Source organism: Paremcibacter congregatus (assembly GCF_006385135.1).
Classification (GTDB): domain Bacteria; phylum Pseudomonadota; class Alphaproteobacteria; order Sphingomonadales; family Emcibacteraceae; genus Paremcibacter; species Paremcibacter congregatus.
Window position 1 is genome coordinate 2459166 of sequence record NZ_CP041025.1, and the last position, 13100, is coordinate 2472265.

General features: G+C 52.2%; 11 protein-coding genes. 2 read left to right on the forward strand and 9 right to left on the reverse strand.

Annotated elements, in window-relative coordinates:
• Positions 1-792, reverse strand: a complete 792-nt coding sequence (locus FIV45_RS11160) for an IclR family transcriptional regulator (protein WP_099472163.1) — start codon at positions 790-792, stop codon at positions 1-3.
• A complete protein-coding gene (locus FIV45_RS11165) occupies positions 789-2942 on the reverse strand; it encodes a malate synthase G (RefSeq protein WP_099472162.1) in 2154 nt (717 codons plus the stop codon). The genes FIV45_RS11160 and FIV45_RS11165 overlap by 4 nt, the downstream gene beginning before the upstream one ends.
• A 480-nt stretch (positions 2943-3422) precedes the next feature.
• On the opposite strand from FIV45_RS11165, the gene FIV45_RS11170 reads away from it, so the two are divergent.
• Both FIV45_RS11170 and FIV45_RS11175 read left to right on the forward strand, forming a co-directional pair.
• On the forward strand, positions 3423-3629 hold the full coding sequence (locus FIV45_RS11170; RefSeq protein ID WP_099472161.1) for a cold-shock protein: 207 nt from the start codon (positions 3423-3425) through the stop codon (positions 3627-3629).
• Between the two features lie 238 nt (positions 3630-3867).
• Entirely contained in the window at positions 3868-4233 is a 366-nt protein-coding gene (locus tag FIV45_RS11175; protein ID WP_099472160.1) for a group I truncated hemoglobin, read from the forward strand.
• A gap of 46 nt (positions 4234-4279) precedes the next feature.
• Here the strand turns inward: FIV45_RS11175 and FIV45_RS11180 are convergent, their stop codons facing one another.
• From FIV45_RS11180 to flgK, 7 genes are all read right to left on the reverse strand, one after another.
• Positions 4280-4681, reverse strand: a complete 402-nt coding sequence (locus FIV45_RS11180; protein ID WP_099472159.1) for an ACT domain-containing protein — start codon at positions 4679-4681, stop codon at positions 4280-4282.
• 11 nt (positions 4682-4692) lie between these two features.
• Complete coding sequence (locus FIV45_RS11185; RefSeq protein ID WP_204602135.1) at positions 4693-5595, reverse strand: MBL fold metallo-hydrolase; 903 nt, start codon at positions 5593-5595, stop codon at positions 4693-4695.
• Between the two features lie 65 nt (positions 5596-5660).
• Entirely contained in the window at positions 5661-7739 is a 2079-nt protein-coding gene (locus FIV45_RS11190) for a beta strand repeat-containing protein (protein ID WP_099472158.1), read from the reverse strand.
• Positions 7682-8065 carry a hypothetical protein gene (locus tag FIV45_RS11195; RefSeq protein WP_133118549.1) on the reverse strand — a complete coding sequence of 128 codons (384 nt, stop codon included), beginning with the start codon at positions 8063-8065 and terminating at the stop codon, positions 7682-7684. The genes FIV45_RS11190 and FIV45_RS11195 overlap by 58 nt, the downstream gene beginning before the upstream one ends.
• A gap of 280 nt (positions 8066-8345) precedes the next feature.
• On the reverse strand, positions 8346-9500 hold the full coding sequence (mnmA, locus tag FIV45_RS11200; protein WP_204602133.1) for a tRNA 2-thiouridine(34) synthase MnmA: 1155 nt from the start codon (positions 9498-9500) through the stop codon (positions 8346-8348).
• 74 nt (positions 9501-9574) lie between these two features.
• Positions 9575-10498: a flagellin gene (locus FIV45_RS11205; protein ID WP_099472156.1), complete on the reverse strand. Its 924-nt coding sequence runs from the start codon at positions 10496-10498 to the stop codon at positions 9575-9577.
• A gap of 21 nt (positions 10499-10519) precedes the next feature.
• The gene (flgK, locus tag FIV45_RS11210; RefSeq protein ID WP_099472155.1) at positions 10520-12628 is read right to left on the reverse strand and encodes a flagellar hook-associated protein FlgK; all 2109 of its coding nucleotides are present in this window, start codon (positions 12626-12628) and stop codon (positions 10520-10522) included.
• Positions 12629-13100 lie beyond the last annotated feature (472 nt).

Genomic DNA, 13100 nt, shown 5'->3' on the forward strand with positions numbered 1-13100 from the left:
CTAGGTCTCGTCTTTTTCGCGTCCGCCGATGGCCCCTGTGACCTCATCCGCCAGCGCTCTGACTATTTTACCGATTGTGTTTAAAGTTTTTTGTTTTAGCCGCACCGTCGGTCCGGCAATGGTCAAAAAGGCCACCGCCTCACGATGTTCATTATAAATTGCCGCCGCGACGCAACGCATGCCCAGGCTTTGTTCCTGCTCATCAATGGCGAATCCCTTACGGCGGATGTCCTGTACCTCAGCCAACAGGCTGGGCAGGCCGACATGGGTGCGCTCGGTCAGTGGCGTAAAAGCGACATCTTTCATCAAATCAGCGGCTTCAGCATCCGACAGGGTCGCCAGCTGCATCTTGCCGACGGCCGAGGCGTATAGCGTCACCCGATTGCCAAGAGGCACCGACATGCGCATCACTTCGCGGCATTCCACCTGGGCGATAAAGGTCATCTGATCGCCGTCCAGCACCGCGAGACTCGTCGTTTCCCCGACCTCGGCCACCAGTTTTTTCATATAGGGCCGCGCCTGGGTGACAAAATCGCGTTTCTGCAGATAACCATTGCCGACACGGAAGGCCTGCAGGCCCACGGACCAAAGCCCCGTCGCCGGATCCACCTCGACATAGCCCCTGTCTTTCATGGCATTCAGCAGCCGATGCACGGTCGACGGCGCCAGATCCAGCTTGGCCGCCACCTGACTGAGGTTTAGACCGATCCCCGCATCCGCGACGCATTCCAGCAGGGAAAACGCCCGTGTCAGGGACTGCACCTGGCCTTTGCCGATCACTTTTTCCGTCATATCTGTTGCGCCTTCGCTTCCCGACGGCGGGCATGCAGCAGCGGTTCCGTATAACCGTTCGGCTGATCCCGCCCCTTGAAAATAAGATCGCGGGCCGCCTGAAAGGCAACACCGGTGAAATCCGGGCCCATTGGCTGGTAAAGCGGATCAGTTTTATTCTGCTGATCGACCACCAACGCCATGCGGCGCAAGGTCTTCTCCACTTGCGGGCCAGTGCAGATATCATGATGCAGCCAGTTGGCGATATGCTGGCTCGAAATCCGTAACGTCGCCCGGTCTTCCATCAGGCCGCGATGGTCAATGTCCGGCACTTTCGAACAGCCCACCCCCTGATCAATCCAGCGCACCACATAGCCGAGGATACCCTGACAGTTATTGGCCAGTTCCTCTGCTATCTCGGCATCGCTGACGGTGGTTTCCGACATGATCGGCAAGGTCAGGAGATCCTGCAACGCCGCGCGCGGGCGGCGGATGAGTTGTTTCTGCAGCGCCGCCACATCATGGGTGTGATAATGGGTGGCGTGCAGGGTGGCGGCGGTCGGTGACGGCACCCAGGCGCAACTGGCCCCGGCAAGGAGATGATCGCCCTTGCTCGCCATCATCTGCGCCATCTCATCTGGCATGGCCCACATGCCCTTTCCGATCTGGGCCCGGCCCTGCATGCCGACACTCAGACCGATGTCCACATTCCAGCGTTCATAGGCGTCAATCCAGGCTTCGCCCTTCATGGCGTTCTTGCGCACCATGGGGCCGGCCTCCATAACGCTATGGATTTCATCGCCGGTGCGGTCAAGGAAACCGGTGTTGATGAAAAAGATCCGGTCCTTCACCGCCCGGATGCATTCTTTCAGATTGACCGTGGTGTGGCGCTCCTCATCCATCACCCCAACCTTGATCGTATGACGCGGCAGGTTTAGGATATCCTCGACCTGGTCAAACAGATCATTGGTGAAGGCGGCCTCCTCCGGCCCGTGCATTTTCGGTTTGACGATATAGATGCTGCCCGTGCGGCTGTTCGCGCCCCTATCATGCAACGCGCACAGACTAGTGATCAGGGCATCAAGAATGCCTTCCGGTATCTCGTTACCCTTTTCATCCAACACGGCGTCCGTGGTCATCAGGTGGCCCACATTGCGCACCAGCATCAGGCTGCGGCCTGGCAGCCGGAGGTCTTCGCCGCAAACACCTTGATACAATCGGTCCCGGTTTAAACGGCGCTCTATCGTTTTGCCGCCTTTTTGCACGTCGGCCGTGAGATCGCCCTTCATCAGGCCGAGCCAGTTTTGATAGACCCGCACCTTGTCCTCGGCATCAACCGCCGCGACAGAGTCCTCACAGTCCATGATTGCCGTCAGGGCCGATTCCAGAATGACATCGCAGACACCGGACAGATTTTCCGCACCCACCGGATGGCTGCGATCAATGACGAGTTCCAGGTGCAAACCATGATGACAGAACAGCAACGTCAATCGTCCCCCATCCTGACATCTTGCACGAAATCCCTCTGGATAGCGTAGCCGATCGCTCGTCCCGCCTTTCAGCGCCACCGTCAGGGCGGCAGGCTCAGCCGTTTCATCGACAATATATTCCAGCACATCACCGTGAGAGGCCTCCGCCAAAGGGATATACTGATCCAGGAAATCAGTGGCCCAGGCGATCACCTGTGCGCCGCGATCCGAATCATACCCCCCGGAGGCCACCTTTCCGGCGATGACGTCACTGCCGTAAAGGGCGTCAAACAGACTGCCCCATCGGGCGTTGGCTGCATTCAGGGCATAACGTGCGTTATCCACCGGCACCACCAGTTGCGGCCCGGCAAGGATGGAGACTTCCGCATCCAGATTTGTCGTGGCAATGGAAAAGTCAGCCCCTTCCGGCACCAAATAGCCAATATCGCAAAGAAAACGCATATACACATCTGGATCGAACGCCCCCCGATGGTCTTTATGCCAGCTATCCAGCCTCAGTTGCAGGTCTTCACGGCGCGCCAACAGGGTCTTGTTTATCGGACCACACCTCTCCACCAGGTCCGCCAATCCTTGCCACACCACATCGGCCGATACAGAAAGGGATGGCAGAATGTCCTGCTCAACCAGACAGCATAATTCTTGGGCAATCTGCAGTGCGCCACGGCGTTCATAAGAGGTCATCAAAGGGCTTCCTTTCCAGTCTTCATCTCCTCTTTTCATATCACGATTTCCATTAAATGGAAATGATTTCTATATTGTGGAAATAGAATCTGAAAATTTACAAAATTCCTTCTGAAAAGACTCACCTCCTCTATAGAACTCACTTTACTTCCCAAAGCCCTCAAAAAATTTCCTGCAAAAGTGAAATTAGACAACGGGATCAAAATATTAGATTGATTTTTTGATATTTCTGACTTAAAAATACATACTGAGTTACAATTTAAGCTCAATTTTGAGGATATGAATTAAGAATCTTAAAACAGAACCTCGTAAGGGGTAACGGTCCGCTAAAGTGACTAATACGTCCATCATGTGACTTTGAAATGCCTGTTTCTAGAGCTCTCCAATGACTTCAAATACGACTAAACTGCAAACTCTTGAACGACCCTCCCGGCATAAACGGGAATAACTTAAGTACAGACAAACAAGGATGCTCTACAAATGGCAACTGGCACAGTGAAATGGTTTAACGCAAATAAAGGCTATGGCTTCATCGCACCAGATGAAGGCGGCAAAGATGTATTCGTACATATTACTGCTCTTGAAAAAGCAGGCGTTCATCAATTGAACGACGGACAAAAAGTAAGTTACGATATTGCTGAAAACAGAGGCAAAGAAGCTGCCGCTGATATCCAGCTGCTCGACTAGGGTTATCTTGCCCCCTGCAGGTTATCGTTAAACTGACAGGATAGAAGATCGCATCCAATTCACTCACCGCGCCCGTCATAATGCGCGCGGGGAGTTCTCCCCCCCTTTACCATTTCCTCCCAGTCGCAGATGCGACAATCCCCCCTCTTTGAACAATAAGTAATTTATTTAACCCTTTTTAAACGCCTTAATATTATTAATTACTAATGTAATTTACATTTAACCTGAGGCGTATTTTATGACCAACCTATATACCCAAATTGGCGGTGAGCCTGCGGTAGATGCCGCAGTCGATATTTTTTACGATAAAATCAATAGTGAAAAGTCTCTGGATCCTTTCTTTGCAGACATTGACATGCCGCAACAGCGCAGCAAGATGAAAAAATTCCTCACGCTTCTTATGACTGGAAAAGCCGAAAATTCGGGAGAGTATATGCGCCGGTCTCACCAAAATCTGGGACAAAAAGGCATCAACGACACGCATTTTGATACCGTCGGCAATCTTCTCAAAGAAACCTTGGAAGAACTGAGCGTTCCTGGAGACTTTATAGGTCAGATCCTCGGCGCCGTTGAGAGCCTGCGGGATCCCGTGTTAAATCGTTAAAATCAGCAGTCACAGATTTTGACCAGACGGCACCATCGATTTTTTGCTACGCAAGTGACAATCGATTCAGCACGTCAAGCGCCTGATCTGCGGTTTCCATTTCGACAAAGATATAATCGTGATAATATGCCGCGACCACATTCGCGCTTATTCCCTGGTCTGCCAAGGCGCCAGACACCGCTGCGGTTAACCCAACGGCTTGCAGACTGGACTGAACCTGCAAGGTGATTTTCCGGTATGTGCCGTCGTAAGGCAGGCCCGTCGCCATCGCCATGGACTCTTCCATAATAAGGCTCACGCCTTCAGGCTCATGGAACACACATAACGGCGTACAATCCGCCAAGGCCTTAAACGCATCGATCGCCAGTGTACAAAAGACATACTTTTTTTGCGACAGTTCCGGTCGCATATCCCTTAAAAGAACACCAAGATCACATATGCCTGTCATTTTCCTGCGCCTTAGTAAATATCCAGATCAGTTGCTGAAATAACCTGCCCTGTATATCCTGCCTCACGAATTTCCCGGATCAGGTCCTCGTCACTCCTGCCCCAATAGAGCTGATGATAGAGCACCAGCAACTTCGGTTTGGTTTTCTGGGCGATTTCCGCGAGCTCGATCGTCGATGTATGAAATTGAGCATGATACTTTTGCCACACCGGAGGACGGCTTTTATAGGCCTCGGCGGAATAAACCTCATGGACCAGAATATCGACCCCGGTTGCCGCCTCAATCAAGGCCGGGCTCGGGCGCGCATCACCTGAAATCACTATGGTCTGGCCTTTATGGGAAAATTTATACCCGTAGGGCGTTTCCCACGATCCATGCAAAACCGGTATGGCTTCGACAGTGACAGCCGCATCCTGATATACGACACCGGGTGCATCAATCTCTGTAACATCGGTTTTATAACCCTCCTCGTTGGCGGGCTCCAGCCCTTCCAGCCGCAAATGAATATCTTCCGAATAGGCTTGTTGCAAATGATTGGCCATATCCTGTGTGCCCTTGGGGCCAAACAGTTTGAGCGGCGCCACTCTCTCCAACACCCAAGGCGTAAAGATCAGGTCCGGCAAACCCAGCGTATGATCCGAATGAAGATGACTCAGAAAAACAATATTGAGCTTATCAGCTTCCAGCGCCACAACACCATTACGGGCCGCAGCAGCTGCCCGCCGCACGACGCCCGGTCCCGCATCCACCAGATAGGCCTGATTCCCCATGACGATAGCAACAGCGGGGCCCGACCTGTCAGGATCAGCATTCGGCGTCCCTGTCCCCAACATCACCACCTGCATTTTATCTGCAGCAGAGGATGACGCCGCAGTGCCAACCAGTAAAAAAACACAAAAAGCAATCCGCAACATCACCTTCCCCTTTTTTATCATTCAGGTTCTAGTGCAACCTTATACAATCCGGCCAGGCAACACCATCAGGAAATTGTATCCATGATATCGGCATCCACCAATAAAGTTGCCGTACCTGAAGTATAGGTATTATATGTCTCCCCGCCTATCACCTGGTCGTCTCCCAGCACCCAATCCTGTGTCACGGATGAGACACTATCGTCGCCATCTCCTTTAATGATCAATATATTATCAACGTCCGTGACCGCCAGAACGTCGGCCTGGGTCAATACCAGGCTATTGCCGCCGGTCCCCAGAAGGTCAATATTTTCCATATTAGTCACGGATAATGCCGCCAGATCCAAATTCAGTCCTGTGGCCTGTACATCCAGCGTATCATTCCCCGCATCGCCATTGAAGATATCCAGATGGTCTCCGTCATAGAGGAACAATACATCATCCCCGTCCCCCCCATTCAAGGTGTCCGTGCCGGCATATCCGCGCAGAAAATCCCTGCCACCCATACCTGAAAGCACGTCATCACCCCCCAGGCCTGACAAGGTATTAACCCCGTCATCTCCGATAAGACTGTCCGCAAGGGAACTGCCCTGAATATTCTCAATGCTGATCAGGACATCTCCCTCGGCATCGCCACCGCTTCCGGTTCCGGCTGTCAGGTCAACCGTAACCCCGGCTACCGATGTGATATAACTCACGCCGTCATTTCCGCCACCGCCATTCAGGACATCGCCGCCGGCGCCGCCGTCCAGCTCGTCACTTCCTTCATTCCCAAAGAGGCTGTTCACGGCAGCGTCTCCCGTAAGGACATCATTAAAGGCACTGCCTGATATATTTTGAATATTACTTAGAGTGTCCCCTTCTGCATCACCGCCAAGACCGGTTCCTGCCGCAAGATCAACCGTCACGCTGGCTGCAGAATCCAGATAACTCGCCGTATCAACGCCCAGGCCGCCGCTCAGAACATCGGCCCCCGCGCCGCCGGTAAGGGTGTTGTCACTGCCATCGCCAACCAGGGTGTCGTCGAACGCACTGCCGATTGCATTTTCAATACTGACAAAAGTGTCCCCTTCTGCATCGCCGAGGTTCGCCGTCCCGGACTCAATGTCAACAAGTACGCCTGTAGCTGACGCCGTATAGCTCACCGTATCAATTCCAGCACCACCATCAAGTGCATCCGCGCCTGACCCGCCGATCAAGATATCGTCGCCCGCCCCGCCGGAAAGGTTGTTAACATTGCCATCGCCGGTCAGTGTATCCGCAAACGCACTGCCCACCAGAATTTCAATATTGGCCAACGTATCACCTGCCGCGTCACCGCCAAGGCCGGTACCCGTCGCAAGATCAACCGTCACGCCAGCTGCGGACGCCGCGTAATTTGCCGTATCAATATCCACACCGCCATCAAGCGCATCCGCGCCTGCACCACCGATTAAGCTATCGTTTCCGGCGCCACCGGAAAGACTGTTCGCACTGCCATCGCCGATCAATGTATCCGCAAACGCACTGCCCACCAGATTTTCAATATTGGCCAGCGTATCACCTGCCGCGTCACCACCAAGACCGGTACCCGCCGCTAGATCAACCGTCACGCCGGCTGCAGATGCCGCGTAATTTGCCGTATCAATATCCACACCGCCATCAAGCGCATCCGCGCCTGCACCGCCCATCAGAATATCGTTTCCGGTGCCACCGGAAAGACTGTTGGCACCGCCATCACCCGTCAGTGTATCCGCAAACGCGCTGCCCACCAGATTTTCAATATTGGCCAGCGTATCACCTGCCGCGTCACCGCCAAGACCGGTGCCCGCCGCGAGGTTTACTGTAACCCCTGCAGCAGACGCTGCATAGCTCGCCGTATCAATATCCGCACCGCCATCAAGCGCATCCGCGCCTGACCCGCCAATCAAAGTGTCATTGTCTGCGCCGCCCGTTAAGGTGTCGTCCCCGGCACCGCCAGAAAGAATATTTACGCCGCCGCCGCCTGTCAGTATATCTGCCTGTGCGCTGCCCGTCACATTTTCAATGTTGGCCAGTGTATCCCCTTCTGCATCCCCGCCAAGCCCTGTACCGGCTGATAAATCGACTGTTACGCCTGCGGCCGACCCTGCATAAGACACCGTATCCACACCGGCGCCTGCATCCACCGTATCCGCACCAGCCGCCCCGCGGTGATGACATCATCGCCAGTCCCCGTCGTGATATTATCATTGCCGGCCTTGCCGATTACAATAAGATCGGCAGTCGCACTTCCTTCTTGCAAGGTTCGGTCATTATCATCCCGGGCCGTAAACGTATTTGTCGGGCTTTCAATAAAATCAGGCTCGGGAGCCGGCGGCGGTGTCGGTGTCGGCTGCACTGTGCCACCACCTCCTCCACATGCAGCCAAAGGCATCAATGTCAGACCCAGAAGACTGTTCTTCGCAACCGAAGATTTCAGTTTACTGTCGCTTTTTCTCTTTGTAGATGTCATTGATTCTATTTTGTTTTGCATGTTTGTGCTTTCAGTTATATGCATGATGGCGCCCCATATTCCGATGTTTTCACATTGAAAAATTTTCATAAGGTTACCCCAGAGAAAGGAAACATGCAAGAAACCATTCACTCAAGGTTATTTTGTAAGATATTGAAAGTTTTACTAAAAATTCATTTCCCCGGAACCTTCCCCGGCCCGGATACATGACAATTTTCTTACAGATATAAACCGGATTGAAAATCCCGGATATCGATCTGCAATGCCAAACGGGAATAGCCTAGGACTTGTTCTCAATCCAGCCGCCGCCCAATACCCGGTCGCCATCATAGAAAACCGCCGCCTGCCCAGGAGAAATTCCCTGTTCAGGATGGTGAAGGGTAATTCTGGCCCCTCCCTCTGCGCCACTGCCATATAAGGTCGCCCGAACTGAAGGACGGGTTGAACGTACTTTAACTTCTATTTCCTGCCCTTCGGAAGAAATCTCTGTCTGGCCAAGCCAGTTGACTTCTTTCAAATGCAACGTCGTCACACCAAGCGCTTCCTTGGGGCCAACGATCACCTGATTTTTTTCCGGATCAAGCCGGATCACATAAAGCGGGTCCCTTCCCCCGATCCCCAATCCTTTACGCTGACCGATGGTATAATGAATGATACCCTTATGGTAGCCCAGCACATCACCGTTTAAATGCACAATCTCGCCGGCTTCGGATGCGCCAGGGCGCAAGCGTTCGATGACGCTGGCATAATTACCATTGGGTACGAAACAGATATCCTGACTGTCCGGCTTGTTGGCGACCTGAAGACCGTATTTCTCCGCCAGGATGCGCACGTCATCCTTTTCCAGTCCCCCCAAAGGAAAGCGCAAATAGTCCAGCTGCTCCTGTGTGGTGGCGAACAGGAAATAGCTCTGATCACGGTTTTTATCCACAGCGCGCAGCATCTCCGCATGATCGCCGAACAGCTTTTGCTGCACATAATGGCCCGTAGCCAGCACATCGGCGTCCAGATCCCGCGCCGTCGCCAACAGATCCTTGAACTTGACTTCCTGATTACAGCGCACACAGGGAATTGGGGTTTCGCCGCGAATATAACTGTCGGCAAATTCCTCCATTACACTGTCACGGAAACGGGTTTCGTAATCCAGCACGTAATGGGGAATGCCAATGGCTTCCGATACACGTCGGGCATCGTGAATATCCTGACCGGCGCAACAGGCGCCTTTTTTCTGCACCGCGATGCCATGGTCATACAGCTGAAGCGTAATGCCAACGACATCATAACCCTGATCTTTCAACATGGCCGCAACCACGGAACTGTCCACACCGCCGGACATGGCGACGACAACGCGCGTATCTTCAGGCGCCTTGGCGATGCCTAAGGAGTTTACCCCCGTAAGGGTCGGATCAGCGATAAGGTCTATTTTCTCGGTCATAGGGGGCAAATATAGCATAAACTTCAGAACTTCAAGAGAAGATCATAACTATTTATTTGCCCCTATTGTCTGGTCTACAGGAAATTAAGCAGGGAAATTTTGCTTAACTCACTGGTAATTTTATAAGAAGCCTCCAACGCGACCTTGTCATTATTGAGCCGGGTCACCGCCTCCGCCACATCCACATCCTCAATATCGGATATGAAGGTTTCCAGAAAAACCTCCTGCGCCTCATATTCATTGCTGAAGTTTTCCACGTTATTCTGGCGGGTCCCGTTCCTGGCAACAAAAATCCGCAGATCGTCCAGCGCTGCGTCCATATTCGCCAGCTCACCCTTAAGGAAAGTGAGTTGTGCCGTATTTAACTGACCGCTCAAGGGCCCGCTCGGTCCGGCATCATAGGCGGCGATATCCTTAAATACCTGGAACACGGAAGTCGAGACTTCGTCCGCCAACAAACCATATTCCAGCAACGTATTCTGCCCCACTTTCGCCGCAGGCCGTCTTTGATCGTTCTCATACATGTCCGTCACGGCTGGCAAAGCCAGCAAATCCGCAACAGACTTCGCGGTAACAGGTTCGACATCGGTGCGCCCGCCACTAAAAACATATACACCACCGATATTGGTGTTCATGGCGCTGACCATGGATGTATAGGCCTCCCCCATCAATTCATTGAGCGCGAAAGTCTCCTCCTGAGAGATCGCCTCAAGTATCGTATCGCGAACATTCTGCGCACTCGACACCATTGAACCTAATTGTATATCGTTGGTACTGAGAAAACGTTCCACATGATCGGTGGCCCGCAAATAGCCCTTCGTCTGACCAAAAACTGATTTTGCCCCCAGCAAGGTTGACGTTTCACTGGCAAAGCCGGCGTATTTTTCTTCTTTCTTACCGGTTGTGATCTGGGTTTGGTCCGTGAACACACGCGCCTGATTGTTCAGAAGGCTGCTCAACATGACTTGCTGATGTCCAAAGCTTGATACCCGTGTCATTTCTCTATCCTGTCTTTATCTCTATAAGATCTGTAAAATCGTGTCATACATTTCCTTGGCTGTGGTCAACAGCCGGGCCGATGCGGAATAGGCGTTCTGGTAAATCACCATATTCCCCAATTCTTCATCCATATTGACCCCGGACACATCCGTGGCTTTCCTATTCAATTCCTCACTCAGCGCCTTGTTATCTGACATGGAATTATCCGCCAATGCTGACCGCAACCCCAGGTCCGCAAGAAGGTTGGCACTATATTGGGCCAGTGTCACTGTCGTTGCACTTAAACCACCGGCCTTGCTATAGGTGCGGGTCATCGTTTCCAGTTCCTTCAGGGCCAATGCCCCCGCCTGATCACCAACACTGAGAACGTTATCCCCCACCAAAGCTGTCTGATCCAGACGCGCCAAGGCCATTTGACTTGGATTGGCGCTGATCCTGTCACTAACTTTCAGGTCAATGGCGCTATCCATTTTATATTGTTCCCCAATCCCGAAGAATGCAGACATGGAGGTATTGGTTGTTCCTCTGGTCGTCGTATCATTCTTGATATGCACACTGATTGCACCCGCGCCCGGATTGGGGGTGGTGATCAGTTCACCGTTGGCCGACAGGGAAAATGTCGCAACAGCGCTCAGCGGACTACTATTCAAATCGGTGAGAATATCATTAAAACTCGTTCCGCCGACGGTCAGCGTATGTGTCCCGATAGCCTGACCGCTAACGTCATTAAGCTCAATCAGAATGGTGCCGCCAACGGTAAATCCGTGGTCATCCGTTCCCACAACTCCGGTTTCAAAATGCGCCGGGCTTTTGGATTGAACCAAATTGTTCAACCCGAAGAAATGCGAGAACCCCCGCCCGCCACGGTTGCTTTCATTACCCGCCACTTCCGACATTGTAATGCCATGCGCCGCGTTTGTTGCCGTCAAAGACATAACCCCGTTCGAGAAGGACAATGTCCCCGTTCCCGCCAGGCCGGCATTCACGGCGGTAACCACATCCCCGACGGTCGGGCCGATCGCGCTAAAATCAATATTCACTTTGGAAACCAGATCACCGGAAGCGTCTGTCACGGCAAAAACGGTTTCTCCGGTAAAGTTATGATTATCCGTCAGAAGCAGGCCTGTATTAACGCCGGTCAGCAAATTAACCCCGGGCACCGCCGAATTCATATTATGAACCCTGTTCATCTCATCAGTGAAACCCGACGCCATGCTGCCCAGTTGCAAAGCAATCTCCGGCAAATCCTTGTCCCGCAGTGTCAACAAGCCTTTCAGCTTGCCAGACTTCACCTCACCATCCAACGTAATGGTGCTGGGCATCACTGCCCCACTCACATTATCCAGTCGATGAACGGTAATTGCGGAAAACGGTGTGGATGACGTGACAACACCCGGCGGACTATATTGCAATTTTGTCTGTACCGCACTCACCAGAGACACCCCGGAAGTCGTTGTAATCTGGACGCTGTTGTTCCCCGCATCAACAATATTTATGTCCATAATTGTCGAAAGTTCCGCAATGGCCTGCTCTCGACTTTCTGTTAAAGCCCCAGGCTCTCCTCCGGTCAGGGTTTCCTTGATGATCAAAGGATTCAACGTGTGAATACGTTCTGTCAGGGCATTTATCCGCGCAACCTGCTCTGCGATCTGGTGACTGGCGTCAAGCCGCATGGTCTGGATGTCCTCCGCCAGGCTGCCGATTTCAGATCCAAACTGATCAATCGCGGACAAGGCTCTTTCTTTTTGAATGGCGGACAGAGGATTTAGGGCCACTTCGGATATGGCGCTGAAAATATCATCAATCTTGCCCGATAGAGACTTATTCTGATCCGGCCGTCCCAGCAGGGATTGTATCCGGCTATGATAGGCGCTCTCGACCTCATAGCGGGAGAAATCGGCATTCGCATCATAAGAAGCCTTGACCAGGAATTTATCCACTATTCTATCAATGCCAGATATTTTAACACCGCCAACCGCCGTGCCATTGATAATCGCTTCCTGACGCACAACCTGCCGGGCATACCCTGGTGTATTGACATTCGCCACATTGTTGGACGTCACCCTCAACGCCGCCTGGTTGGTGAACAGTCCTGTCAAAGAATTATTTATAATGGAATTAATGGACATAAGCTTCCTTTCTGGAAATCAAACCGGCGCGGCCCACAGAGGCGTGCATATGAATAGGCAAAGCTTGCCCAACAGGGATTTTTTGCCCCCGCTTTTCGCCCTTAGACCGCTGCATCTGATAAAGACTTTCCATCTTTGGATCCTTGTAATACTTTGAACTAAATAGATAAAAACATTATCTTGGCGCCACCCCTTCAAAAACACATAGGCCGTATTACGGGGATGGCACCCTTATCCTTGCAATTTCAAGGCCAACTCTGAAAACACGCTTTTCCACACGCCTATCCTGATCTCACCGGATTTTGCCGTGCAGCAAATTTTACCTAAAATGAACAGGAACTTTTTACCTTACTCCCCATAAACAAAGGAGAGATGAAAAAATATTCCGCTTGAAAAACAATGAGTTATTCCCATCCACAAAAAGTGGCCCGTTACTTGCTTAGGTATTCGGTGAAGTCGTTCGTTTAATAAA

What these genes read in the sequence shown, in the direction of transcription:
- FIV45_RS11170 (WP_099472161.1), top strand. Translation starts at nt 3,423, where the DNA reads ATGGCAACTGGCACAGTGAAATGGTTTAACGCAAATAAAGGCTATGGC.
- FIV45_RS11195 (WP_133118549.1), bottom strand. Translation starts at nt 8,065, where the DNA reads ATGACATCTACAAAGAGAAAAAGCGACAGTAAACTGAAATCTTCGGTT.
- FIV45_RS11175 (WP_099472160.1), top strand. Translation starts at nt 3,868, where the DNA reads ATGACCAACCTATATACCCAAATTGGCGGTGAGCCTGCGGTAGATGCC.
- mnmA (WP_204602133.1), bottom strand. Translation starts at nt 9,500, where the DNA reads ATGACCGAGAAAATAGACCTTATCGCTGATCCGACCCTTACGGGGGTA.
- FIV45_RS11180 (WP_099472159.1), bottom strand. Translation starts at nt 4,681, where the DNA reads ATGACAGGCATATGTGATCTTGGTGTTCTTTTAAGGGATATGCGACCG.
- FIV45_RS11205 (WP_099472156.1), bottom strand. Translation starts at nt 10,498, where the DNA reads ATGACACGGGTATCAAGCTTTGGACATCAGCAAGTCATGTTGAGCAGC.
- FIV45_RS11165 (WP_099472162.1), bottom strand. Translation starts at nt 2,942, where the DNA reads ATGACCTCTTATGAACGCCGTGGCGCACTGCAGATTGCCCAAGAATTA.
- FIV45_RS11160 (WP_099472163.1), bottom strand. Translation starts at nt 792, where the DNA reads ATGACGGAAAAAGTGATCGGCAAAGGCCAGGTGCAGTCCCTGACACGG.
- FIV45_RS11185 (WP_204602135.1), bottom strand. Translation starts at nt 5,595, where the DNA reads ATGTTGCGGATTGCTTTTTGTGTTTTTTTACTGGTTGGCACTGCGGCG.
- flgK (WP_099472155.1), bottom strand. Translation starts at nt 12,628, where the DNA reads ATGTCCATTAATTCCATTATAAATAATTCTTTGACAGGACTGTTCACC.